Consider the following 26,351-nt stretch of genomic DNA (forward strand, 5'->3'; position numbering starts at 1 on the left):
AAATTAAGCAGTTTTTGTATTACCAAGATTTCTAGATTTATAAACTCTCCCGTGAATCCGGTAACCTAATCCACCAGCCAACATAGTGAAAATAATATCCTTTGGTAGTGGCGCTACCATCCATAACCATGCCACCACATAACTAAATCCTTCCGGTGCACCAAACCATAATTGGTATGCAAAGTACATCCAAGTCGTTCCAAATGCATAATTAATCGCCATACCTACTAATGCAGCAAATACAAAATTTCCCCTCGTTGCTTTCTTTTCAACCATTTTTCCTACTACAAAAGCAACAATAATGTTAGAAACGATAAATCCAAATGTAGGCATAATCACAGAAGATGGCCCTCCTGAAAATTGAGCAAAAACAGGAGCTCCAGCTAATCCTACTAACGCATATACAGTCATAGAAATAGCACCTAACCTACTACCAAGTAATAGACCTGATAAAATACTAAAGAAAGTTGTTAATGTAATAGGTACCCCCCCAACAATAAGAAATGCAGTAATATTTGCACCAATAGCCATAAGAGCAGCAAATAAACCTGCTAGAGTAATATCAACAGCTTTTAATTTCATAAAACTTCCCCTCCCTAAAATACAAAAATAGACTCTGTTAAATTTATATTCTGAAAATATGATATTTTATTTCCGCCCAATTGTCAACCATAATTTAAATATGGTTGACAATAAAACCTCTGCACGGACATTTCCACCACCGGTTAGAAAGGTGATGTTGTCCGTGTGAGCCAGGATATTTCACCTAAAATTTGAACGCGTGAAGCTAAATACAACCTCATTTCAATACGGAAAAAAATGGTGCAACAACAATACTAATTGCCAAAAGAAAGATAGCAACAAATCCTACTTTATTTTTTTCTTTCAACAAGGTAATAGCAAAACCAATCGTATAGAAAAATACGATAATAATAAGCAGCCATGTTACTATTTTCATCTAATCCCTCACTTCTTTCATTTTAGGCAAATCGGTTTGTCTACCAAAGTTTTCAAGGTCGATTTGTGTATCGATACTTACATCCATTTCGGGATACGTCTTCATCCAGTCAAATTCTTCAAACTCAGGAATAGTGCGAAATTTTTTGCGTGCAGCTAATGACCATCCGAACGGTTCTGATCCATACTCTTCTTGTGTTTTTTTGATAAATTCTTCAAATTCTTTATTCAATGTTTCCTCAAATGCTTTTTTTAGCTTTTCTCTGTTATCTCGGTATTTTGCTAAATTAGTCATGCCATGGTTTGTTAATATGCTCATTTTAATAGGGACCGTTGCATGTATGGATGGTTTATCCCTCTTCAAATTCACATTAATTTGAATGTCCTTCTCTCGATAGATTTTCGTTGCCACTTCATATTCTTCATGAAAGGGATCTGGTAGAGCAACTAATAAGGCTTCTGGTTGCTTCATGGTAGTACTTAGTAAGTAAGAAAGTCTAGTTTCTTCGATGGTCAGTGTATCAATCATTTTTCCTTCTTTAAAAACAGCCGATCCAGCAAATTGCGTTGTGTTTGTCTGACCTTCGTAGTTTAGTTCACCAGCCATAAATTGATCAGGGTCTCTATCTCTCTTATAATTATCACTTTTTTCCGTCGTTCCATAGATACCTAAAAAGAGGTCCGCATCTGCCTCTGTAATTCGGAAAAATTGACCTACTTCCGATGGTGGAATAGTTCCGGTATCCTGTCCACGGTTAAAGATTAATTCATAATATTTATGTGGTCCCGTATCCATTTTGGGTTGATTATTTTGGACAAACGCACTCGGATCTTCTTTCGTAACAAATAGGTTTATATCCCTTCTAATTTCCATCTCTTTTGTTATATCGTACATCCAACGAATAAAATCTTTATCCCTTGCAAAATCTTCTGATACCATGATGTTGCGTAATACATCGTAAGTTATTTCCTTTGAAATTACCGTATTAGCCAAGCTTCTAGATGTAATAAAATCACTTGCTGAAAATGAAATGGTTTCCAATGGTGGTTCACCTCCACCTCCTCCCCCTTCCGCTAGGCTTCCTACTTCTGGATTTGCAATCACATAGGTTACTTTAACCATATTCTCATTCTCTTCATCCTTATCAAGACCAACAACCGTAACATATGCCAATTCTTCCGTTTCTTTTTGATCCCAACAGCCACTAAGAATTGTGACGCAAAGAAGGCTTCCGAGAATTTTAGCGATAATAGGGATTTTTCTCATTTCCTCATTTCTCCTTTAACATTAGCTAACACCCATAAAAGAATAGGTAGAAAGAAAAATACAGGTGACAAAATTTGTCCGAAAAAATGTCTCATGTGAAATACAGAAAATGTAGGACTTTCTGGAATTAATCCTAGAAAGAGAATAAGGGTGGCAAAGGCTGGAATAATATATTCAAAATGCTCAATCTTAAACAATTTTCCAAATAAAAATATATTAATATAGAAGTATATAGCAAATTTTATATCCGTAGCGATGAGCCAAAATGGGAAAAAAAAGGTTTCCAAATTAGTTAAAAAGCCTATCGTTATCGAACGAATCGCTTCATGATAAGGATAATTTAATGACATTGCCGTATTATAATCAAAAATCATTACAAAACTAACCATGGAAATAGCCAAATTAAATAAGGCTATAAAAAAAGCAATCCATGTTCCCTTTTTAAAATCCTTCACACTTTTAACATACGGAAAAAGAAGGAATAGATAAAGGAAATCTATATAAATGGATACGGACATGGTACTTTCTTTTATTACTTCCCATTCTCCTGGTCCAAATATTGGAAAGAGGAAACCAGAATTTCCATGTCGGATAGTTAGAATGATGGCGAATAGTAAAGTAGCTTGTAAATATGGAAAAACAGCCCAAGATACCGATCCTATATGCTCTAATCCCCTTTTTGCGCCATAAGCAGAAACTCCAACTAGTATGGCGTAAAGAACAAATGCAGGTGTCCTTGGAAAATACATGGTTGCAACAATGTCTGAATATGTTGCTGTATCAAGAACAATGTACAGAAATCCGGCAACCCATAAAAGAAACAGCACGAAAAATCCAACATACTTTCCCAATAAGTGATAGAAAATATCTATGGAATTTTTGCTTTGATATTTTTTTGCAATATCCAACAAAAGAAACAAAGGTAGGATGGCAATTAAGCCACTAATAATTGGTCCCATCCAACCAGCATTCTTGAGGGAATCAAATAGCATAGCTGGTACATCATCTGTCGCTTTTATGCCAATTAAAAATAAGGCAATTGCAGTATACTCTTTTAGCCCAATCTTATCCTTCGGTTCTCCCATTTTGGATCTCCTTATCTTTTCTTTATATCCTTCGGTTTTAAATAACCAGGTCTAAGGGCTTCCTTAGGTATTGCACGTCTAAAAAGTGTATCTTTAGAAGACTGATAACTTGGTGTTAGTGGGGAGAGATATGGAACACCAAATGATTTTAAAGAAACCATATAAAACATACCCATAACAAATACTGCTGTCATTCCATAAATTCCAAAAAGACCCGCAGCAAAGATGAAAAGGAATCGAATTAACCGAACAGTGAAATTCATACTTATATCACCAACAGCAAACGAGCTTAATCCACCTAACGCTACGACAATAACAACGATTGGACTTACAAGGTTCGCTTGTACGGCAGCTTGTCCCAATATAAGCGCACCGACAATTCCAATCGTAGGCCCTATTGGTGTAGGAACCCTTAACCCTGCTTCTCTAATCAGTTCAAAAGCTATTTCCATTAATACTATCTCAACGAGAGCTGGAAATGGTACCTTTTCGCGAGTAGCGGCGATGGCTAGTAATAAATCTGGTGGAATCATTCCAATGTGATAAGTAACTACAGCTACGTATATCGCGGAGGTAAAAATGGTTATAAAGAACGAGAGCATGCGTAGTATTCTAGTAAAATTACCATATGGAAAACGTAAATAATGATCCTCTGCCGAGTGAAAAAATGACCAGAAAGTCGCAGGAAGAACTAAGCAATCAGGGGAATTTTCCATTAACAAAACGATATACCCATCTTCCAAAAACGAAACAGCTCGGTCTGGTCTTTCTGTATACAACACAGAGGGAAAAATAGAATATTTCCGTTCCTCGATGTATTGTTCAAGTAACGATAAATTTTGAATAGCATCTGTATCTAACGCATTCACTCTTTCTCTTACGTTATCTAATAATTTTTCATTGGCAATATCCTTTAAATAAAGCATGTAAACCATGTTCTTGGAACGTTTGGAAATGATAGAGCTTTCGACAATAAGGTTTTTATCTCGGATTCTCTTTCTGACTAACGAAATATTTGTAAAAACCTTTTCATTGAATGCTTCCTTTGGTCCCTTTACAACACTTTCGTTATCAGGTTTTTCTACGCTTCTACCTTCAAAGTTAGAAGCATTTAATATGTAGACCTTACTTTCCCCCTCGATAATTAGCGCAGCATTACCATTATTAATATCCAATGTTGCATCGTTTATCGTGTTTTTTGTCTCCATGGACTGAATCGTAATAATATCTTCTATTAAAATATTTTGCTCTTGGTTTTTAATTAACGGATCAATAGCAAATTCATTTATAACCTGAATGTCTGTAATCGTATTAATAAAAACAATGGCTGCCCGCTTATTTATCCCACCAATATGTAAATTTCTTACGGTAAAATCTGTATTAACTGGATAGAAGTATGCTTTCTTAAATTGTTCTAACGTTACATCGAAATCGGGGTCTACACCCTGCTCATGATCCGTTTTTGGTGAAATTTGCTTTTTTTTCGATTTCATGAATAATCTTTTCATCAAGCAAGTTACCCCCAATCATAAAGTATTCACAGCTCTTAAGTTTCCACGTTATAGATAAAATTATGTATGAACAATTTCCCCAATCGACAAGTTTTCTTTATCGCACAGAGGTAAAGGAAATCTCGCTAGTCAGCGGGCGCTTAAGCCTAAGTTACGTGAAAATAAAAGATTTTCAAAATTATTATTGACAACTAACCATAATAAGTGTATTGTAATATTTAATAATTAACTGAATATCCAAATTTCTTATCCAGAGAGGTGGAGGGACTGGCCCTTTGAAGCCTCGGCAACAGACTTTTATAGAACTGTGCCAATTCCAGAAGTGTAACGCTTGTAGATAAGAAGAGTATATAGCTATTGTGCAACTACCCTCTTCTAATCCTTAGAAGAGGTCTTTTTATTACTTACATAACAATAATAAGAAGAAAGAGGGCCCTTCTGAGGAGGGGCTCTCATTTAGCAGAGAAAAAAGTATAAACTTTCTTCCCCTGCATAAGTACAACTAAGGCATTCACCTAAAATTTTGGTGAACGCCAAGTTTTAATAAGGAGATGAAAAAATGACAGACAGAAGCATGGAAACGAAATTGGTTCAACTTGGTAACAGAAGTGATAAGCCAACTGGAGCTGTCAATCCACCTATCTATTTATCAACAGCATACCAACATCAAGGGCTAGGTCAATCAACCGGATACGATTACAGCCGAACAAAAAATCCCACAAGAACCATATTGGAAGAAGGAATTGCCGATTTGGAAAATGGTGACAGCGGGTATGCGTGCAGTTCAGGAATGGCAGCAATTCAGCTTGTTCTTTCTTTATTTCAACCAGGGGATCAGTTAATTGTACCCGAAGATATTTATGGCGGCACCTATCGTCTGCTTCAACATTATACTGATACATACAATATTCAAACGAGGTACACCGATTTTGAAAACAGTGAGCAAATAGAGGAGTTAATTACTGAAAATACAAAAGCAATATTTCTCGAAACACCTACTAATCCATTAATGCAGGAAATTGATATTTCTCTTATTGTAGACATCACTAAGAAACACAACCTTTTACTAATTGTTGATAATACGTTTATGACTCCTTATTTGCAGCGACCTCTCGATTTAGGTGCCGACATTGTCATTCACAGTGCCACAAAATATATCGGGGGACATAATGATGTATTGGCTGGTTTGGTTGTTGCTAAAGGAGATAAAATTTGTGAAAAATTAGCTTTCATTCATAATGCATCTGGTGCAGTCCTTTCCCCTTTTGATTCGTGGCTTTTAATAAGGGGTCTAAAAACCCTTTCACTACGAATGGATAAACATGAAGAAAATGCAAAAGCGATTGTTTCATATTTAAAGAGCGAAGCCTTGGTTAGTGAAGTCTTTTACCCAGGTAAAGGTGGGATGCTTTCCTTTAAATTACAAGAAAGTGACTGGGTAGATACTTTTTTACAAAAACTTCAAGTTATTACATTTGCAGAGAGTCTTGGTGGAGTCGAAAGCTTTATTACTTATCCAGCCACCCAAACACATGCTGATATACCACTGGAAGAACGGATAGAACGAGGAGTTGATGATCGTCTACTACGTTTTTCGGTTGGAATAGAAAAGGCACAAGATTTGATTCAGGACTTAAAACAGGTATTTTCCATTTTAAGTAAGGTGGAAGTTTAAACAAGACTGACTCGAACATAAATTATTACTTAATAAAATCAGTAAGCAGTCCAATTAACCTATAAATTGGACTGCTTTTTATTAAACATCACGACCGGCTTGAAAGAATTTTATATCCGTGAGAGCGGACTGTTCATGCAACTTTTCCTACTGTTTTCTTCCCTTTATTCCGTTTGATCAGATTTCAGTTTCTTTTTAATTTCTTCTACATCCGTATTACTATAAAGGGATGTTTCTAGACCTCCTGTTGATGCTAGTAATGCCTTTACTTCATTATACGATAGTCCAGATTCTGCATTCTTTCGTTTCACTTCTTCAATATCAGTTCCTGTAACAGTAAATTTCCCTTTATTTTCTTCCACTTTAATCACCTTCCTTTTCTTATATTTTGTACTATTACCAGCAAAAAAACCGGCCAATCCATTGATTAGCCAGTTTTAGTTATTTCTTTTAGCAGATTCAGTTGATTCATCTATTTTATATTTTAAAAATTCATAGGTTGAAGTCGGTTCCTTTTTCACTATAACTCCATTATCATTTCTATATGTCTCATATTTGCGGTATTTTTCAACCATATAGCCATCTTCTTCGTAAGTGTCCACCAACTCAAGCTCCACACTTGATAAAGCAGGGATACTTTCTTGCTCCAAATGAGCATAAGCTTCTATTGATTCCTCCTCGATTTCTTTTTCGATTTCTTCGCGAATAGTAGGAGTTGAATCGACATGTAAATCAGGAGTAAAACCGTGATAGTTATTTTCCGGATTTTCTAAATATGCAACAAATCCAAGAGCTGCTAAAATTCCAACAAGTAGAAGTACTTTTTTCATTTGCCCTTCCCCCTCTAATAGGTTGCTCAAAAAGTCCGGTAAAAATGACACTTCGCATTTCTTCGTTGGCTTGCTTTTCCGCTACTCACGTATTAACCCCATACGTTCCGCTGCTCAAAGCTAAGCCGCCTCGAACTGCTCGGTCCTTTTCATCCTCCTTTTTGAGCACACATTAATAAGACTTCGTTGGACTTGGTGATTGTAATTTCGAATAACCAATCAGTATCAATACAACCATTCCTATCAAAAATGCAATAAAATAAGGAGAAATAAAGTCACGAATGATGCCTGTAAAAAAGGTACTGAAAATCATCCCTAAAGAATAGACCGCTGACATAACGCCAAATGCTCTCCCGTGCCCCTCACTTGATACTGCATCCGTTAATGCGGTAGCCATCGCTGGCATCATAATTCCAAAAAACACGCCAATGAGGAATATCAATAAGCTTAATGATAAAAGAGAATTGAAAAGCGCAAACAAACTTATACACATTCCAAACAGGCCGAAGATCAATCGCTTCACAGGGTCGAATCTATTAACAAAAAGCAAGGATAACGATAAAAACGTACCAATACCAAAATAACTAAACAATTGTCCGGTTACCGCAGTAGATAAGCCTTTTTCTACTGTTAAATAAGGAATTTCATAAATAAGAACTCCATGAATATACATCACCGCAAACCCTGTCAAAAATACAACTTGAAGACCTGGTGTAGTTAAAACGTCCAGCAAACTCAAAACCGTCTTGGAGTTCTTTTTCATCGTAACAATTTGTCTTTCTTTTATAAATTTCATCGTATAGATAGAGGTTAAAATTAATCCTAAACCTATTACGAAATACGTATTGGCATATCCTATAGACACCCCTAATTGACCTCCTATTACTGGAGCCACTATACTAGCAATCGTCCCTAGTATTCCATTGATTGCCATGTTTTTCCCTTGCTGCACACTATTTTTAGCATATCCTGATAGCAGTGCCAATGCTGCTGGAATTAAAAATGCTAAGGAAAATCCATTCATGGCCCTAAGTATTAACAAGCTTACCGTATCCCCAACAACACCGTGAGCGATGAACAAAATACCTGACACAAGTAAAGGCAGAGTAATAAATATTCGCTTTCCAAACCGATCAACCAAAGGCCCAGCAATTAAATTTCCCGTTAAATTCGCCAACTGTGAAACACTAAGCATAATACCAATTAATACACCTGACGCACCTACCATCGCTGCATAAGGAGTGAAAATTGGAGATTGAATACTCATGATTAAACTAATGAAGAACATCACTAAGAAAATGTGCAATTTGTCAATAGCTGCTTCTCTCAATTTTTTCACCTCAAAATATTGTATGCGCGTGATGGAAAATTAGACGAGCTTTTGAAATTCTTAATATGGAAGGTTGTATGAATAGGCAAAGAATAAAGATTGACAGATTGCTAAAAACAGATTATATTAAATGTATTGATTAATTATACGATTCCATAGCTCAGCTGGGAGAGCGCTTGCTTGACAGGCAAGAGGTCGCTGGTTCAAGTCCAGTTGGAATCATTAACTGTAAAAGGCGTTAATCCTTTGTGTATTAAAGGGATTGATGCCTTTTCTTTGTTTTATAAAAACTGATTTTTCCCCTAAATATTTATGCATTGCACTAAAACTGCACTAATTACACACAAGCAGTTAACGTGTCTTACTGTTCCAAATCATTATTTTAAGCTCATTATGTCCAAATTGATTGTCAAATCTACCCGCTGTCGTTACTTTCCCCCGTCGATTGAATTAACATTTCTATATGACGTCTAGTGATTCGATAATTCGAATTTTATTACGTAACCGCACCTCTCCCTTTGGAGTTCATCATTACATGAGACAACAATTTTAAATGAGAATAAAATTGAAATAAAATTGAAACAACATTGAATTAGTGTATGAGAGACATTGACTTGCTAATTAGTTCCTTTAAAATTAAAGTTACCGGAAAATAGTAGAAAGTGAGTTTGATTATGAATAAGTTTTTAAAATTTAGTGTATCAGGAATTATAATTGGTGGTTTGCTTGTAGGTTGTAGTAATTCGGAAACAACTGAAACCAAGGAAGAAGAAAACAGTAATACAGTAGCAGCCAAAGCGGAAGAAGAAGTTGTTGCTGAACAAGAAATGGAAGAATTGCTTCCGTGGAAAAGTAGTGATAACTTTGGTGAATGGATTACGAAATCTATCGAAATCCTTGACGCGGATCTGGATGACCCAAGAATTGAACAATCGAATAATGACGAAGGCTTCACGTATTATTTGAAGTCGGAAGCAATTTCGGAATTGCAACATGAAATGGGTGCATGGGCGGAAGGAAAAGCAATAGGTGAAGATATGAGTAATTTGCACTTACAAAGTTCGGTACTCGGACACTTACAATTTGTTCGCACTTCACATTTGGGACATAACGGCGAAGCAATAGAAGCCGTCGAACTTGCAGATCAATGGGAGCCAATGCCCGACGATATGCGGGAAGCATTCAATTACATGAAGCAATTGTTCCATGACCTTGATATTGCGGTCAACCACGACGGAGTAGGTGAAACATTTGGCGTGACACACACGTTGAATGGCGAAAATGTTTCAGAAATTGACAGAGCATGGACGGGCGGAGGTATGCCCGCAAATGAGCTTGAAATTGGTCACTTTACGCATGGAGAAGATGGAGTTTCGGAATATGATTCACTTGAAAGTTTCGTCAATGATCTTTCCGATAATTGGGCGCACGATTCGCAATTCAGGGAAAATCAAATGGACTATACTGCCGAGATGCAACTTGTAGAAAAATCGCTTTATGATATAGCATACTTCGAAACTGAAATTGACGAATTAGGTATGTCCAAACTATTCGGTGACTTACAACAAACCGGCTTCGAAATGGTAGTCAATGATTATGAAGCTGGCGACAAGGAACTTCATAAAGAACTTGCGGCAAAGTACGAAGCTATTTTGAAAGAGATAATAGAAAGATCAAACGGGATATTTAAAGATTTCGAAAGCGGCGAATAAATTCGGCGCTTTTTCTTTATGTAGTTACCGTTAATTCTCCTTGTTCCTGTCTTAATCCTTCTTTAAGAGCCCCACATACGACCGTTGTAAGGCCGGACGAATGCCACTCAAATCAGGTTACACTACCAAAGGATTGGAACCAGATAGATTCTGACAACCTTCGTAAAACCTCTGATGTTCCATATTCCATTACCATTACCTGAATAATCGCATCGCGGATCCTAACTCTTTCATTTTTGTAAATAACCATGGGGGACAATGACCACCGTGGAGCGGGGCGGCTACACCTGTTTTCATCGAACTCACCTCATTTACTAACTACTTTATCATAGCCGCTAGTCAACGGTTAGTTCCAACTTTTACCTAAATCATTAACGATAAATTATCAACGTTCCACCTACCAAAGAAAACAATTATTTAAGAGCACATAAAAATTTTGATTATGATTAATATATAAGTGATAAACTTATTTAACCTGGTAGTATCCCTGGTTTTAAATCGGATGATAATAGAGAACAAATGATAAGCTCGCTGTAAAGGAGAAACCTCTGATGAAACCATTTGAAAGAAAATTTTATTATCAACCAACGCTTGAACTTGCAAAAGCATTGCTTGGATGTCTTCTTGTTAAAGAAACACCTGACGGTACCGCTTCGGGCATCATCGTTGAGACGGAGGCATACATGGGCCCAACTGATCAAGCGGCACATAGTTTCGGCGGCCGCCGTACAAAACGAACCGAGGTTATGTATGGCGAACCTGGTGTCGCCTATACTTATTCCATGCATACACATTGTCTGTTTGACGTAGTCAGTGGTGAAATCGATCAACCACATGCCGTTCTTATTAGGGCAGTAGAACCCTTTTCCGGTGAAGAACTAATAGCCAAAAGGAGACCAAAGGCTAAAAATGAAATTCAATGGACAAATGGTCCGGGTAAATTAACAAAGGCACTCGGTATTACCATGGCCGACTATGGTCTTCCACTTGATAAATCTCCACTTTGGATTACAAAAGGAAAAGACATAGAACCTGAACATATTACAACCGGACCACGAATCGGCATACAGAATACGGGTGAGGCTGTTCATTATCCGTGGCGCTTTTGGGTCGCCGGAAACAAATTTGTTTCTCCAAAAACCCGATAAATCAAAATCCGTCTTTTTGCTTATTCATTGCGGGACATTTTCTTTTTTAAATTCCTAGTTTCCAAATCAATATAATTTTCACATGTGTACGCAAAACCCCGCCATATATGTGCTTCATCAATAATTTTAAGTAAACGCTCTTTAACTGTATTCATGTTGTCTGTTCACCTCCATGAACTTTTTATTCCATTATACCACTTTGGTTTTTTGCTAATTAAAGTTGTCTAAAAATTGTATAATAAGGAATACCGAGGGATTAACACTTCTTCTTTATCTCTAAATGTTATTGGTATAGATTTTTCATATCGATACCAGCCTAGATACGGATAATATATAACCCAAAGTTAAATACTATAACAGTAATTAAAACGACAAAGAGGAGTTGATTTTGGAATGATTTATGAAAATCTTAATAAAAACTACATATCCGGAGAGTGGCGAGATGGTAAGGGAGAAACCGTTTATGAAGTGAAAAATCCTTATAACGATGAAGTTTTGCAAACAATTAAAATGGCTAATAAAGAAGATATTGATGAGGCATATCAATCCGCTGAGAAGGCTCAAAAAGAATGGATGGATTTAAATCCATTTGAACGTTCATCCATTATGGAAAAAGCGGTGCAAATTATTGAATCAAGAAGAGAAGAATTTGTAGATCACCTTATTAATGAAGGTGGCTCTTCCCATCTAAAAGCAAACGTGGAAGTAGACTTTGTTATCGCGATAACTCGTGAAGCTTCATCCTTTCCACTAAGAATGCATGGAGAAATTGTTCCTTCCATGATTCCAGGAAAAGAAAATAGATTGTATCGTAAGCCACTTGGGGTAGTAGGAGTAATTAGTCCGTTTAACTTCCCAATGTATCTTTCAATGCGTACGGTTGCACCTTCCCTCGCATGCGGAAATGGGGTTGTTTTAAAACCAGATGAACAGACTGCAGTTACAGGTGGTATCTTACTTGCAAAGGTTTTTGAAGAAGCTGGTGTGCCAAAAGGGCTTTTCAATGTGGTTATTCCTAGTATCGAAGAAATCGGGGACACATTTGTAGATCACCCTATTCCAAGACTTATTTCCTTTACTGGATCTACTGCTGTAGGTCGCCATATTGGAGAACTTTGTGGAAAGAATGTTAAAAAAGTTGCCCTTGAACTCGGAGGGAATAACGCGTTGATTGTCCTTGGAGATGCGGATGTAGATAGAGCTGTAAATTCCGCTCTATTCGGTAAGTTTATGCACAATGGTCAAATTTGTATGGCAATCAACCGTATTATTGTTCATAAAGATAAATATGAACAGTTTGTAGAATCGTTTGTTGAAAAAGCGAAAAGGATTAAAGTTGGAGATCCACAAAATAAAGATAATTTAATTGGACCATTAATTAACCATGAAGCCATTGAAAGGATCCTTGGACAGATTAACGAAGCGAAAAAACAAGGTGCTAAAGTTGTTCTAGAAGGAAAAGTAGAAGGTAACGTGATGCACCCAACGATATTAACAGGTACAAATGATGTTGCTACTGCAAAAAATGAAATGTTCGGACCAGTTGCTACGATTATTCCAGCTGAAGATGATGATGATGCTATACGCATCGCCAACGACTCTCCATTTGGTCTAAGTGGTGCTGTCCATTCCGCATCTCCAGAAAGAGGAGTGGAAGTAGCAAAACAAATTGTAACTGGAATGGTCCATGTCAATGATCAAAGTGTTAATGACGAACCATTGATTGCCTTTGGCGGTGAAAAAGCTTCAGGTATCGGACGATTTGGGGGAAAATGGTCACTGGAAGAGTTTTCAACAGTACAGTGGATTTCTGTCCAAACAGAAGAACGCGAAAGTCCATTTAGCACGGATTACTTACGCTGAAACAAAAAATTATAAATAAAAAGTCGTCTAACCACTAAACAAGGTTAAACGACTTTTTTTAAAAGCCTTTCCTTAAACGAAGTTCAAATTTATTAATAAGCAAAGTTAAAAAAGAACACAAAGCCCAATAGACTAAAGCCGCGGCAACAAATGCCTCTATATAGCTAAAATTATAAGCCCCCAACAATTTCGCTTGTCCAAAAATATCTACAACCGATATTAAATACGCTAAGGATAAAACTTTGATAATGACTAAAAATGAATTCATTATATCAGGGAGTGCCTCAACAAGTGCTTGAGGTACAACCACCTTCCGTAATGTTTGAAAGAAACTATATCCCAAAGAGTGTGCCGCTTCAATCTGTCCATGATCGACCGAATGCATGGATCCCCTAATTGTTTCCGATTGGAAAACGGAGAAACTAATTGAAAATACTACAATAACCGTGATTACAGGATGTAAATGATGAGGATTAAAATCTATTCCAACAAGAGAAACTATATATTGAACAATATAAGGTAAGGTGTAATAACCTAAGTATAGTAAAACAACATTTGGAGTACCCCTCAAAAAAGATTGCATCACTGAAATCAACGAAGAAATAATTGGTATTTTTTTCCGTTGAATTAGAGCAAGACATCCCCCCATAAATAAGGATAAAATAAGGATAATGACAGCTAATAATAATGTTTGAGGCACAACCTTTAATATGCCAAAAAGGTTTTCAATCAAAACATCTAATTGAAACATCATATTACGCTGCCTCCTCTACTGTTCCATTATATGGAAGTCGCTGTTTTCTTTTTTCTAAGTATTTAATAATTTGTTCTGAAACCATGGAAATCATCCAATAAATAATCGCAATCGTTAAATAAATCTCAATTTGGTTCATCCCATAATTGCTAGAAATAATAATATTAGCAAAGCCCATAATATCCACAACACCAATCGCGAAAACCAAGGAGGTATCATGGATCAAGTAAATTATAGCATTGCCTAAACCCGGCAGTGCTATTGGGGCCACTTGTGGAATGATAATACGTGTTAGTTTTTTAAAAGAAGAAAATCCCAAGCTATCAGCCGCCTCATGTTGACCACGCTCCACCGCTAAATATGCGGGGCGTATAACCTCCGACATGTAGGCACCATTATATATGATTAGAGTAATAATAGAGGCAGTCGTTGCATTTATATCATTGATATGGATTCCCATTAATGCTAATACGACTGGTAAACCATAATAAATTAAAAATAACTGTAACAATATTGGTGTACTTCTTGTGAATGAGATGTACATGCCCATTAAAGGGTTTAGCAACTTCACTTTCTTGATACGAATCGCTGCTACCAAAATACTTAAAAGAAAACCAATTAGACTTGAAACAACAATAATCATCAATGTTATTGGAAGGACGCTTAAAAATTGTGGGAGTATTTCTAGCATAAATGTAATATCCATTTTAGTGTTCCCCCCTCATTTCATTTCGTTAATGTTCCTTATTCATATTGAAAAACATCTTCCCCATAATATTTCACGGAAAGCTCAGATAGTGTACCATCTTCCTTCAATTCCGAAAGTGCCTTACTTACTTCTTCATTTAACAATTCATTTTCTTCTGTCTTATGAATGAGAAAATAAGTTGGAAATATTTTTACTGGCTCTGTCGTATGAATCTGTAAACCAGCTTGATCAATAATTTCATTTTGACCAAGATTAGACGGTAAAACTAAAGCATCATATTTTCCAGATTCTACTTCTTTCAATCGATCCGCATAGGAAATACCACTGTCCGATGTTTTGAATTCAATTGGATTATCCGGATTTTCCTCATTATAATTCGTTAAAAAATTAAAAACTCCCCCGGATGGGTTAGGTGGAGAAATGTTCCTTCCCACTAAATCCTCAAGTGTTTCAATATCTTTATTATCTTCATTCATATAAATTTTCATCAAACTTGCCCCATTACTTTCGGAAGGAATTAAATACTTTTCTTCACGTTCCTCACTTAAGAACATGCCTTGAGCGATTAAATCATATTTCCCAGTGTCTAATCCGACCTCTGCTGCACTATCACCAACACCTACAATATTAAACTCATAATCTAGTAATTTTTCATCTACTTTTTTTAGTATCTCGACTTCATAACCAGTTAATTCCCCATTTTCAGTATAGCTTAATGGTTTTGCTGCAGGTGGCACGGCAACCTCTATTGTCCTAACACCCGATTCAGACTCTCCATCTCCAGAAGCACTATCACTTCCACATGCGGCAAGTAGAATACTAAAACTAATCAAACCGATGAAAACTAATATTTTTTTCATACATACCAACTCCCCTTCTATATTGAATTTTTTTCTGTATAAAATTGATTTAAAAATTCCCTTGTTCTATCATTTGATGACTGATAAAAGATTTCGGTTGGGGTCCCCTCTTCCACAATGTTACCTTTATCCATAAAAACAACCTTTGTGGAAATATTTTGCGCAAAAGACATTTCATGAGTAACTAACACAATGGTCATTCCTGATTTAGCAACATTTTCAATTACTTTTAAAACTTCTCCCACTAATTCAGGGTCGAGTGCTGATGTTGGTTCATCAAATAGGATTACTTCTGGTTCTACTGCTAAGGCCCTGGCAATACTAACCCTTTGTTGTTGACCTCCTGATAGTTGTGAAGGGTAGGCATCTATTTTATCTAGTAAACCAACTTTCTCCAATTCGTCCATACTTTTCTTATATGCAGCCTCTTTCGATTTTTTTTGTACGACGATTTGTGCCTCCATCACATTCTCAATAACTGTTCTATGTTTAAAAAGATTATACTGTTGAAAAACCATAGCAGTTTTTCGACGAATTTTTAGGATATCTTTTTTTCGAATCGATGTATAATCTAGATGAATGTCTCCTAATAAGATTTCTCCATTATCTGGTTTTTCCAAATAATTAATACATCTTAACAATGTCGTTTTTCCAGTACCACTAGGACCGATTAAGGTGACAACATCACCTTTGTTAACGGTTAAATTTATTCCCTTTAATACCTGCTCATTATTAAATGATATTTCCAAATTTTTTAAAGATAGCATTTTATGTACTCACCCCCTGAAACATTCCCTATACCGATAAATTATCCCAATATTTATTCTTTAACTTATTTTTCCAATATAGTAATCTATTTCAATCTATTTTAAACATATAATTACTACCTGTCAACTAGGGTTTATGGATTTGGCAAAAAATTCAGTATTCATATAATTTTATAATACCAGTTAAATAAATTGAAATTTTGTTATAGTGGTGAAATAATAAAATATAATTCCAACTAAATTGATAGAAAAACTAATATGGAGGGTCTAATATGAATTTATTACAACTACAAAGTATGGAAGATAGAATAGATTTATTATTAAAAACAGTGAAACCTTTTAAGGAACGTGCAAAAGAACATGATGAAAATGCAAGTTTCCCATTTGATAACTTTAATGACTTGAAGTCAATTGCTTATCCTGCACTAACTTTACCTAAGAAATATGGTGGCCTCGAAATCTCATTATACGAGATGCTAAAATACCAAGAAATAATCGGAAAAGCAGATGGTTCGACAGCCCTTTCCATCGGTTGGCATATGGGTATTATGAAACATCTTGGTGAAAACAAAGACTGGGATGAAAAGAAATATGCTTCCGTAGCACATAATGTCGTTCAGACAGGTGCTTTACTTAATAATGCTGCATCTGAACCGGCTACAGGAAGTCCCACACGTGGTGGCCGACCAGAAACCCATGCAACTAAGGACAGTACAGGGTGGATAATTAATGGCCGTAAAACATTCACAACCCTATCACCCATTTTAAGTTACTTTGTTGTTAGCGCCTCAATAGACGGTACAGATGAGGTAGGAAATTTCCTCATTAAACGAGAAAGAGATGGAGTTAAAGTGGATGAAACCTGGGACTCAATCGCTATGCGCGCTTCAGGGAGCCATGATTTAGTATTAAAAAATGTTCATGTTGAAGAAGATGATCTTGTACAAAAAATAAATCCAGGTAAGAAAAAACCAGCTGGATGGCTATTACATATACCTGCATGTTATCTTGGAATTGCTCAGGCAGCACAAGAATCTGCCATCCAATTTGCTACATCTTATTCACCGAATAGCATCAAGGGCACCATATCAGAATTACCAACTGTAAAACAAAAAATTGGTGAAATGGAACTTCTTATTTTAGAGTCTAAAAACTTCCTATATTCTATCGCCAAAAAGTGGGATAGTGGGGATGAAGCAACAAGATTAACAATGGGACCGGAACTAGGCGCCGTAAAGTTATCCGTTGTTAATAAAGCTTTAGAAGTTGTCGACTTAGCTATGAAAATTGTTGGTGCAAGGAGCTTATCACAAAAAAGTGATCTACAACGTTATTATCGCGATGTACGTGCTGGGTTACACAATCCCCCAATGGACGATATGATTATCATGCAACTAGCTGGAAAGTCTATTTCCGATAAAAACTAAACCCTCGCTTAGGGGCCAAAAAAAAGAAGTCGCTTTACCTACATAAAATAGTAAAGCGACTTCTTTATATGAATTAGTTTCGAATCATGTAATCAAATGCGCCTAAAGCGGCTGTTGCACCTGATCCCATCGAAATGATAATTTGTTTGTAAGCACTATCTGTACAGTCACCTGCTGCAAAAATTCCTGGGACATTTGTAGCTCCAGTCTTATCTACAACAATTTGACCGAATTTATTAAGCTCAACTTCACTATCTTTAAGGAATCCTGTACTTGGCACAAGACCAATTTGTACGAATACTCCTTCTAAATCGATGTGGTGCTCTTCCTCTGTTTCACGGTCCACATAGCTAATACCGTTTACTGTTTCATCACCTGTAATTTCTTTTGTTGCTGCGTTTTTGATAACAGTAACGTTAGGAAGACTGTAAAGACGGTCTTGAAGTACAGAGTCAGCTTTTAGTTCTGGTAAAAATTCTAGTACTGTAACATGTTTTACAATACCTGCAAGATCAATAGCAGCTTCAATACCAGAGTTTCCGCCACCAACAACTGCTACATGTTTTCCTTCAAATAAAGGACCATCACAGTGCGGACAGTAAGCAACACCCTTTGTTTCATATTCTTTTTCACCAGGGACACCTATATTGCGCCACTTCGCACCGGTTGAAAGGATAGCTGTTTTACTCTTTAGAACAGCACCGTTCTCCAATTCAACTTCAACAAAGTTTTCTTTCTTTTCAACATTGGCAACACGTTGTAGATTCATAACATCAACATCGTAATCTTTCACATGTTCTTCAAGACTAGCTGCAAGTTTGGTACCTTCTGTATGTTTTACACTAATAAAGTTCTCAATAGCTGCTGTGTCTAAGATTTGGCCACCGAAGCGTTCCGCAACAACACCTGTGCGAATACCTTTACGTGCAGCATATATCGCAGCACTTGCTCCAGCTGGGCCACCACCTATAACAAGCACATCAAAAGGTTCTTTATTTTCAAACTCTGATGCATCCGGACCACTACCAAGTTTTGCAAGGATTTCTTCAATTTCCATACGTCCATTACCGAAGGATTCCCCATTTAAGAAGATAGTTGGTACTCCCATGATGTTTTTCGCATCTACTTCCTCTTTGAAAGCTCCACCTTCAATCATGGTATGAGTAATGTTAGGGTTCAGAACGCTCATGATATTTAATGCTTGTACTACTACAGGACATTTTTCACAGCTAAGGCTAACATACGTTTCGAAATGATGTTCGCCTTCAATTGCTTTGATTTGGTCAATGACTTTTTGTTCCACTTTCGGTGCGCGACCACTTACTTGAAGTAATGCCAACACAAGTGAAGTAAATTCATGACCTAATGGAACACCAGCAAATGTAATTCCAGTGTCTTCCCCAATACGATTCACACTAAAACTAGGTGTTCTTTCTAGTTGTGTATGTTCTACTTTAATTTTAGTAGAGATACTAGCTAGTTCATCAACAAGTTCGAGCACCTCTTTAGATGTTTTGTCAGAACTTGTACTGACCTTTAATTGAACATCATTTTCTAATAGACCAAGATATTGCTCTAACTGTTGTTTTATTTCTGCATCTAACATATTATAATCGCTCTCCCTTAGATTTTACCTACTAAGTCTAGACTTGGTTTAAGAGTTTCTGCTCCTTCTTTCCATTTAGCTGGGCAAACTTCACCAGGATTGTTACGTACATATTGTGCAGCTTTAATTTTATCGATTAGAATAGATGCGTCACGGCCAATTCCTTCTGCATTGATTTCAACAGCTTGGATAACGCCATCTGGATCAATAATGAATGTTCCACGATCAGCTCGACCTTCTTCTTCTACTAATACTTCAAACATACGTGAAATTTGATGAGAAGGGTCACCAATCATTGCATAAGTGATTTTACCAATAGCATCTGAATGATCATGCCATGCTTTATGTGTAAAGTGAGTATCAGTTGATACGGAGAATACTTCCACACCTAGCTCTTGTAATTTTGGATATTCATTTTGAAGATCTTCTAGTTCAGTTGGACAAACGAAAGTAAAGTCTGCTGGATAGAAGCAAACAACACTCCAATGTCCTTTTAAATCTTGTTCAGAAACTTCGATGAAATCTCCATTTTTATAAGCTTGTGCTTTGAATGGTTCAATTTGTTTTCCAATTAATGCCATAGTATATATCCTCCTAAAAATATTAATTGTAATAATTTTAATTCAATACTAATTATTGTATATATTTACCATTAAGTCAACTAATTAAGCTATAATAATTATGAACATTATAGTAATGAAATCGGAATTATCAGTCAATAATAATATTATCATTTAAATAATAATAAGGTTTGCCTAAACAAATATTTTTATGCCTTGATTTTTCTCCAAATAGCTAGACTTTTCTATCCAACCTAAAAGGACAATCGTATCTTTTTTTCTTCTATTTCCACACCAAAGCATATTTCTTCTTATATTTATTATCCTCTTCCATCTCGATTAACCCCAATGCAAGTTCCTTAATTTCTTCATCCTGCACCATATCATATAAATTTTTCATTCCTTGGATAATATCAAAACGTCTGAGCGTATAGTTCTTTTCATTAGTACAAGTCTTAAATCGATCGGATAAATGATGTAAAATTAACTTCTTTTGTTCTTCCCCAGCAAGTCCGATTTTCCATATAGATTGTAAACTATGTCTTGCTGTAACAAATTTTGGATCTTTCGTCACTTCCCATATCTCCGGAAAATCCTCAACTATTCTCTTTTCTGGGTCACTTATCGCTAAACTGGACAAAAACTGTGCAGCTCTTGATCTTTTATGATTATCACGATCGGTTAGATCTTTTACTAATTGATCCCAAACCTCATAGGCCCACTCTACTTCTTTCTCCGTTATTTCAAGGATATGATTGTATGCTTCATATTGCTTTTGTTTATCTTGTGATTCTAAGCTAGCAAAATAACGTTGAATTTCTGCGTCCATATCTAACACTCCTACAATATTATGAGGTTATTTTATCATAGAAATACTCTACTAGAGGAAATTCATCTATAAGGTATATGGATTTTGCGCGGGTTGCTGATATATAGATAGCGAGGACTGATATAGGATGTGTGATTGCTGATATAGGGTGCGCGGTTGCTGATATATCAATTGCTAATGCCAATAATGATCTTGAAAAGAGATGTGGGACGATGGACCTGTCCCTCCGGCTCTTGTGTAAACCTTTGCAAAAAACCTATTCCCAAACTAGGGCTTTTCGTCTATAATCATATTACATAATTATTACAAACGCGTTACAATTGTAATAATTACCAGTTTACAAGGGGGAAATGTTATGGCTCACTACAGTCCGAACAAACCAAACTTCTTAAAACAATTACTAAATAAAGGCCATAATACAAATAAATATGAGAACCATGTTACGAATGATGTACAATTCAATCTACTAGAATATTACGCTTCTTTAGCGGTCTATCATCCCGATACTATTTTTGTTTTTTCACCGGATGGGGAGGTCATTTCACAGAACAGCAATTATATTTATGAACTAATTGGTTTTCACCCTCATAAAAAAACAGATTTTAAATCATTAGTTTCCAAACAAACCTATGATATTCTCAGTACTGCATTTACAAATACGCTATTAGGAAAGTCGGAAAAACATGAAATAAATATTACAACAGTAAGTGGTCAAACCCTTTATCTCTTATTAACCTTTATTCCGATAAAAGCTGGCAATCAGCAAACTGCAGGTGTTTACCTAATTATTGATAATATTACAGAACACATAATGTTAAGAGAATCATTAGAACTTAGTAAAGAACATTTAATCCATGCGCAAGACGTTGCCAATATTGCTAGTTGGGAATACATCATAGATGAAGATAGAATACTTTATTCGGATAGATTTTTCGAATTATTTGGCTTGGAGTATAAAGAAGATATATCCATGGAAAAACCATTCGAATATGTCCATCCAGATGATTATGAAGTAACGCGGGAAATTGTTTATAAGTCTGCGAAAAAAGGAACTAGTTATGTAACAGAATTCCGTATTAATCATGGCAAAACAAAAGAACTCAGGTACATAAAAGTACAAGCAGATGCGATATGGAAAAATCAAAAACCTTATAAACTAGTTGGGGTTGTTTATGATATTACTGTCCAAAAACATTTGGAAAATAAATTAACATATACAAACGAAAAACTAAAGCTCATTTTTAACCATTTAAATGTTGGAATTTGGATGCGAGAACATGTGGACGGAAAGATTATCTTTGCTTCAAATGGATTGGAGGATATTTTAAAAATTCCTTTAGCCAATCTCTACGAAGACCCAGATTGTTGGAAAGAAATGATTCTTCCCGCCCATCGTAGTAATGTTTTCCAACAATATGAGTCACTAAAGCAAGGGAAAAAAATAGAACTTACCTATCGATTATCTAGTGCTGATGGAACTACGAAATGGCTTTACGAACAAACGATTCCATGGGTGGATGAGGATGGAAATATATCTAACCTCTTCGGAATAGTAGCGGATATTAGTGCAGAAACAGAAATGCAAGAAAAAATCAATTACATGGCAAAATACGATTCGCTTACGGGACTTCCAAACCAGCAAAGTCTTTATGAAAAATTAGATACCCTTTGTAAAGAAAATAATTCTTTTGCAGTTCTTTATTTAGATATTGACCGATTTAACGTAATAAACGATTCCCTAGGGCATCAAATTGGAGACCATGCGTTAAAGACAATAGCTAGTAGATTAATTGCAAATCTACCTAAGGATGGGTATGTAGCACGTATTATTGGTAACGATTTTGTCATTATATTGGAAGATTATTCCGAGAAAAATGCTGTCTTTACATTTGCGGAACAAATTATGAAAGAAATTGAAAAACCGTTAATGATTAATGAATATGAACTTTATGTCACAACCAGTATTGGAATTAGTTTTTTCCCAGATGATGGCCAGCAAAAATTAACTCTATTAGAGAACTCCCACGCTGCTTTATACCATGCGAAAAAACTAGGAAAAAATAATTATCAACTTTATTCCTTTACAAAAGACATTCCTTCTTATAAAAAGTATGTTCTTGAAAAGGATATGAGAAAAGCACTTAATAAGGAAGAATTTGAAATTTTTTTCCAACCACAAGTCGATCCACATCGAGGGACTATTCTTGGTGCAGAAGCCTTAATACGTTGGAAGCATGAGGATTGGGGAATGGTTTCTCCTGGGGAATTTATCCCATTGGCCGAAGAAAATCATTTAATTAATGAACTAAGTGATTGGGTGATTCAAAAGGTTTGCGCGCAACTTAAAGATTGGAAGGATAAAGATTATACGATTCGCCCTATTTCTATTAATATTTCACCGATTCGTTTTTTAAAAAAGGGATTAATCGATTTAGTAAAGCAACAGCTTGAACTTTATCAGATTCCTGGCAAATATTTAATATTTGAAATTACAGAAAGAACAGTACTGCAAAATGACAAACTAGTCCTTTCAACACTAAGAGAATTGAGAAACTTAGGTGTAAAAATAGCCATTGATGATTTTGGGACAGGCTATTCTACTTTTCAATATTTAAAAGAATTTGAAGTAGACATCATTAAGATTGATCAATCCTTCATTGACAATATTCATAATGATAATAAAAAAGAAACTGCCATAGTCTCCTCCATTATGCATTTAGCAAAAGGGCTCGATCTATCGATAGTCGCTGAAGGTGTGGAAGAATACGAGCAGCTTGAATTCTTAAAACTAAAAGAATGTGAACAAATTCAAGGGTATCTTTTTTCAGAACCAGTTCCGGTAGAGATATTTGAAAAAATGATGGTTACCGGATTTCTAAAACCACAGAAAAACAAAGTTAGAAATACAGTGGCCCAAATGGAACGAAGAAGTTATTATCGTTTCGAATTTCCTCATCTTCTACTTGGTGAAATGACTATAATCGAAGTAAAAAACCGGAGAGTAAACCTTGGAACAACGGAAGTTTTAATTAACAACATCAGCATAGGTGGTATTAAAATCTATACTTCTTTAAAACTGCCAATTCATCGTGATATTAATTATTTGTTCAAGTTCAAGCTATTAGGAAAACTGTTCGAGGTAGAAGGGAAAATTGTTTGGAAAACCGAAGACTTTGGGGATACCTACTACTATGGAGTAGAATTTCATTTAAATCAAAAGGAGAAAGATTATCTAGCAGAAATGATTAATAAAATGAGTACACTTCATTATCTAAACAAGAACATACCGGATACTGAATTTATTTATGAAGATTCTTATTTATTTTTTAGAAAACTTGGCATTCGCTAAGCTCTTGAACGAATGCCCTAGTTGCACTTATGCAGGAGGTACCTTTTTACTCTCCTGAAAGAAAAACATACTGTAAACCTATAGCGGAGGAAAAAGGAATGTCTTATGTGGATAGAGAATTGTTGGACGTTATAGATGATAAGGTATTCGTGATTCGTGTTGCACAAGAATCCCTATTTATCTATGATTTTCTAAATCGTGCAGCGATAACTGGTACCGATTTAACGAAGAACGTACTTGGTAAATCAATTAAAGAAGTTTACCCACAAGATTTTTACGAGTTTTTATATAAAAAATATAGGAAAGTAGTCACTACTCGGGAAAAAGTCACCTATGAAGACTCTTATCTGTCTCCATCAGGTGATAGACACTATTCAAAAACAACATTATCCCCATTGTTTGATGACAATGAAAGGATTACGAAGATTGTTGCAGTTGTCAAAGATATTACAAAAGAAAAACAGCATGAAACAGAGATCAAAAAAGTATTGGCGGAATTAAATACAAGTAAAAAAAGTTATCAATCTTTATATCAACATGACCCAGACGCCATTTTCACATTCGATCTAGAAGGTCGGATTACAAATGGAAATCTAGCTGTTGAAAATGTTACAGGCTACACCCCGATTGAATTAATTGGTGCAACCATTAATTCAATCGTAGTAAAAGATGATGTACATCTAATAAAAAAGTTATTAATGCAGGCAGTCACCGGAGTTACAGAATATAGCCGATTTAGGATTTTATCTAAGAAAGGTCAGAAAATAGATGTTTCATTTAAGGTAACACCTATCATTGTAGATAATGAAATAATCGGGATATATGGTATTTTTAGAGACGTCACAGATGCATTAAAGTCAAGAAGACAACTAAAAGAAAGTGAAGAACGTTTCCGAATTATTGCAGAAAACGCTCATGATTTAATTACGTTACTGGATAGTCATGGGAATATTCTTTATGCCTCCCCATCTTATAAACATATATTGGGCTTTGACCAAAACGCATATATCGGAAAATCTTTCTTATATCATGTACATCCAGACGACGAAATGCTGCTGAAACAAGAAATATTACATTCACTAAGAAACGCAGAAGCCTTCAATATTGAACTTAGACAATTTAACCATAAAGGAATACCCATATGGTGTGAAGCAAGCGGAACTCCCGTATTCGATGACCAAAACAACTTAAAATATATGGTTGTTTTAACTAGGGACATTCAATTAAGGAAACAATATAACGACAAATTAGAACAACTTGCCTTACATGATTATTTAACAGGCTTACCTAATCGACTTTTGTTTAATCGAAAAATAAAACAAGCTTTAGATGATTTTCAAATAAAACAAGATGGCTTAGCTGTTATCATGATGGATATTGATAAATTTAAAAACATTAACGATGAATTAGGTCATGATATCGGGGATGAGGTCATTAAAGAGTTCGCCAAACGAGTAAGCCAAGCCATCCGGAAAAAGGATATGGTGGCAAGACTTGGTGGCGATGAATTTATTGCTCTTTTACCAAGTATCGGATCCAGTGAAAATGCAGTAAAGATAGCCGATAATATCAAACAAATCATGCAAATGCCATGGAATATTAAAGGGTATGAACTAAAAGTAACAACAAGCATGGGGATTGCGATGGCTCCCTCTGAAGATGCAACAAAATATTTGTTACTGAAAACTGCTGATAAAGCGATGTATGAAGCGAAAGAAGATGGAAGGAATACGTATAAAATTTGGGACGATTCTATTATATGAGATAGAGCATGGCAATGGGGTTGTTAGTTGCCATGCTTTTTTGTTTCAAACCGGGAATTGGGTATGGGAGTCGGCATTCGGGGCAGGGATATCAGTACTCGCTGCTCGGATATCAGCACTTCCTACTTGGATATCAGCACTTCTCCTCAGATATCAGCACTTCTCCTCGGATATCAGCACTTCTCCTTAGATATCAGCACTTCTCCCCAGATATCAGCACTTCTCCTCAGATATCAGCACTTCTCCTCGGATATCAGCACTTCTCCTCAGATATCAGCACTTCCTACTCCCGATATCAGTACTACCTACTCCGATATCAGCACTACCTACTCCGATATCAGCACTACCT

The 26,351-nt window shown here is 35.9% G+C and carries 25 protein-coding genes, 1 tRNA gene and 1 riboswitch; of the genes, 9 read left to right on the forward strand and 17 right to left on the reverse strand.

All coding sequences use genetic code 11. The annotated features are described in order from the left end of the window. Positions 1 to 3 precede the first annotated feature (3 nt). The 5 genes from A9178_RS17515 to A9178_RS17530 all read right to left on the reverse strand — a co-directional run bounded on the left by A9178_RS17515 (position 4) and on the right by A9178_RS17530 (position 4,817). Positions 4 to 582 carry a biotin transporter BioY gene (locus A9178_RS17515; protein WP_068677582.1) on the reverse strand — a complete coding sequence of 193 codons (579 nt, stop codon included), beginning with the start codon at positions 580 to 582 and terminating at the stop codon, positions 4 to 6. 217 nt (positions 583 to 799) lie between these two features. After that, a complete protein-coding gene (locus tag A9178_RS19060; protein ID WP_156520800.1) occupies positions 800 to 958 on the reverse strand; it encodes a hypothetical protein in 159 nt (52 codons plus the stop codon). Beyond that, positions 959 to 2,224 carry a Ger(x)C family spore germination protein gene (locus A9178_RS17520; protein ID WP_068677584.1) on the reverse strand — a complete coding sequence of 422 codons (1,266 nt, stop codon included), beginning with the start codon at positions 2,222 to 2,224 and terminating at the stop codon, positions 959 to 961. It lies immediately after the preceding gene. Beyond that, positions 2,221 to 3,309, reverse strand: a complete 1,089-nt coding sequence (locus A9178_RS17525) for a GerAB/ArcD/ProY family transporter (RefSeq protein ID WP_068677586.1) — start codon at positions 3,307 to 3,309, stop codon at positions 2,221 to 2,223. Before A9178_RS17525 ends, A9178_RS17520 begins: the two co-directional genes overlap by 4 nt. 11 nt (positions 3,310 to 3,320) lie before the next feature. Beyond that, a complete protein-coding gene (locus tag A9178_RS17530; protein ID WP_068677620.1) occupies positions 3,321 to 4,817 on the reverse strand; it encodes a spore germination protein in 1,497 nt (498 codons plus the stop codon). Positions 4,818 to 5,063: 246 nt separating this feature from the next. Next, a riboswitch (SAM riboswitch) is annotated at positions 5,064 to 5,164 on the forward strand. 215 nt (positions 5,165 to 5,379) lie between these two features. Here A9178_RS17530 and A9178_RS17535 point away from each other — a divergent pair. After that, positions 5,380 to 6,495: a methionine biosynthesis PLP-dependent protein gene (locus tag A9178_RS17535; RefSeq protein WP_068677587.1), complete on the forward strand. Its 1,116-nt coding sequence runs from the start codon at positions 5,380 to 5,382 to the stop codon at positions 6,493 to 6,495. Between the two features lie 164 nt (positions 6,496 to 6,659). Here A9178_RS17535 and A9178_RS17540 read toward each other — a convergent pair whose 3' ends face one another. The 3 genes from A9178_RS17540 to A9178_RS17550 form a co-directional block, all read right to left on the reverse strand. Then, positions 6,660 to 6,857 carry a hypothetical protein gene (locus A9178_RS17540; protein ID WP_068677589.1) on the reverse strand — a complete coding sequence of 66 codons (198 nt, stop codon included), beginning with the start codon at positions 6,855 to 6,857 and terminating at the stop codon, positions 6,660 to 6,662. Between the two features lie 75 nt (positions 6,858 to 6,932). Beyond that, positions 6,933 to 7,325 carry a hypothetical protein gene (locus A9178_RS17545; protein WP_068677591.1) on the reverse strand — a complete coding sequence of 131 codons (393 nt, stop codon included), beginning with the start codon at positions 7,323 to 7,325 and terminating at the stop codon, positions 6,933 to 6,935. 172 nt (positions 7,326 to 7,497) lie between these two features. Then, complete coding sequence (locus A9178_RS17550) at positions 7,498 to 8,655, reverse strand: MFS transporter (RefSeq protein ID WP_231889882.1); 1,158 nt, start codon at positions 8,653 to 8,655, stop codon at positions 7,498 to 7,500. Positions 8,656 to 8,804: 149 nt separating this feature from the next. Between A9178_RS17550 and A9178_RS17555 the strand changes: the two genes are divergently transcribed. Together A9178_RS17555 and A9178_RS17560 are read left to right on the forward strand one after the other, a co-directional pair. Then, positions 8,805 to 8,877, forward strand: a tRNA-Val gene (locus A9178_RS17555). A gap of 446 nt (positions 8,878 to 9,323) precedes the next feature. Next, positions 9,324 to 10,367, forward strand: coding sequence for a hypothetical protein (locus tag A9178_RS17560; protein ID WP_197482215.1), 1,044 nt, complete (start codon positions 9,324 to 9,326; stop codon positions 10,365 to 10,367). A gap of 112 nt (positions 10,368 to 10,479) precedes the next feature. On the opposite strand, the gene A9178_RS19740 is transcribed toward A9178_RS17560, so the two are convergent. Next, complete coding sequence (locus A9178_RS19740; protein ID WP_197482216.1) at positions 10,480 to 10,617, reverse strand: DUF763 domain-containing protein; 138 nt, start codon at positions 10,615 to 10,617, stop codon at positions 10,480 to 10,482. Between the two features lie 301 nt (positions 10,618 to 10,918). Between A9178_RS19740 and A9178_RS17565 the strand changes: the two genes are divergently transcribed. Beyond that, positions 10,919 to 11,515, forward strand: a complete 597-nt coding sequence (locus A9178_RS17565) for a DNA-3-methyladenine glycosylase (protein WP_068677595.1) — start codon at positions 10,919 to 10,921, stop codon at positions 11,513 to 11,515. A 20-nt stretch (positions 11,516 to 11,535) separates the two neighbouring features. On the opposite strand, the gene A9178_RS19535 is transcribed toward A9178_RS17565, so the two are convergent. Beyond that, entirely contained in the window at positions 11,536 to 11,670 is a 135-nt protein-coding gene (locus A9178_RS19535) for a hypothetical protein (protein WP_255376736.1), read from the reverse strand. 238 nt (positions 11,671 to 11,908) lie between these two features. Between A9178_RS19535 and A9178_RS17570 the strand changes: the two genes are divergently transcribed. Next, a complete protein-coding gene (locus A9178_RS17570) occupies positions 11,909 to 13,378 on the forward strand; it encodes an aldehyde dehydrogenase family protein (protein WP_068677596.1) in 1,470 nt (489 codons plus the stop codon). A gap of 58 nt (positions 13,379 to 13,436) precedes the next feature. Here the strand turns inward: A9178_RS17570 and A9178_RS17575 are convergent, their stop codons facing one another. From A9178_RS17575 to A9178_RS17590, 4 genes are read right to left on the reverse strand one after another with little or no spacing between them, the layout of a single operon-like run. Beyond that, entirely contained in the window at positions 13,437 to 14,132 is a 696-nt protein-coding gene (locus tag A9178_RS17575) for an amino acid ABC transporter permease (RefSeq protein ID WP_231889883.1), read from the reverse strand. A gap of 1 nt (position 14,133) precedes the next feature. Further along, positions 14,134 to 14,838, reverse strand: a complete 705-nt coding sequence (locus A9178_RS17580) for an amino acid ABC transporter permease (RefSeq protein ID WP_068677598.1) — start codon at positions 14,836 to 14,838, stop codon at positions 14,134 to 14,136. Between the two features lie 38 nt (positions 14,839 to 14,876). Continuing rightward, a complete protein-coding gene (locus A9178_RS17585; RefSeq protein ID WP_068677600.1) occupies positions 14,877 to 15,701 on the reverse strand; it encodes a transporter substrate-binding domain-containing protein in 825 nt (274 codons plus the stop codon). 17 nt (positions 15,702 to 15,718) lie between these two features. Further along, on the reverse strand, positions 15,719 to 16,468 hold the full coding sequence (locus tag A9178_RS17590) for an amino acid ABC transporter ATP-binding protein (RefSeq protein WP_068677602.1): 750 nt from the start codon (positions 16,466 to 16,468) through the stop codon (positions 15,719 to 15,721). A 272-nt stretch (positions 16,469 to 16,740) separates the two neighbouring features. On the opposite strand from A9178_RS17590, the gene A9178_RS17595 reads away from it, so the two are divergent. Further along, positions 16,741 to 17,895: an acyl-CoA dehydrogenase family protein gene (locus A9178_RS17595; RefSeq protein ID WP_068677604.1), complete on the forward strand. Its 1,155-nt coding sequence runs from the start codon at positions 16,741 to 16,743 to the stop codon at positions 17,893 to 17,895. 73 nt (positions 17,896 to 17,968) lie between these two features. Here the strand turns inward: A9178_RS17595 and ahpF are convergent, their stop codons facing one another. The 3 genes from ahpF to A9178_RS17610 form a co-directional block, all read right to left on the reverse strand. After that, positions 17,969 to 19,501 carry an alkyl hydroperoxide reductase subunit F gene (gene ahpF / locus A9178_RS17600; RefSeq protein ID WP_068677606.1) on the reverse strand — a complete coding sequence of 511 codons (1,533 nt, stop codon included), beginning with the start codon at positions 19,499 to 19,501 and terminating at the stop codon, positions 17,969 to 17,971. 17 nt (positions 19,502 to 19,518) lie between these two features. After that, positions 19,519 to 20,082, reverse strand: a complete 564-nt coding sequence (gene ahpC, locus A9178_RS17605) for an alkyl hydroperoxide reductase subunit C (protein ID WP_068677608.1) — start codon at positions 20,080 to 20,082, stop codon at positions 19,519 to 19,521. A 262-nt stretch (positions 20,083 to 20,344) separates the two neighbouring features. Continuing rightward, positions 20,345 to 20,890 (reverse strand): hypothetical protein, encoded by a 546-nt coding sequence (locus A9178_RS17610; RefSeq protein ID WP_068677610.1) that lies wholly within the window; start codon positions 20,888 to 20,890, stop codon positions 20,345 to 20,347. Positions 20,891 to 21,245: 355 nt separating this feature from the next. On the opposite strand from A9178_RS17610, the gene A9178_RS17615 reads away from it, so the two are divergent. The 3 genes from A9178_RS17615 to A9178_RS19445 form a co-directional block, all read left to right on the forward strand. Then, positions 21,246 to 24,239: an EAL domain-containing protein gene (locus A9178_RS17615; RefSeq protein ID WP_068677612.1), complete on the forward strand. Its 2,994-nt coding sequence runs from the start codon at positions 21,246 to 21,248 to the stop codon at positions 24,237 to 24,239. 98 nt (positions 24,240 to 24,337) lie between these two features. Further along, positions 24,338 to 26,002: a sensor domain-containing protein gene (locus A9178_RS17620; RefSeq protein WP_068677614.1), complete on the forward strand. Its 1,665-nt coding sequence runs from the start codon at positions 24,338 to 24,340 to the stop codon at positions 26,000 to 26,002. Between the two features lie 63 nt (positions 26,003 to 26,065). Next, a partial coding sequence (locus tag A9178_RS19445; protein ID WP_231889884.1) for a hypothetical protein occupies positions 26,066 to 26,351 on the forward strand: 286 nt, incomplete at its 3' end.

This window comes from Oceanobacillus sp. Castelsardo, assembly GCF_001659985.1.
Lineage (GTDB): Bacteria > Bacillota > Bacilli > Bacillales > Amphibacillaceae > Oceanobacillus.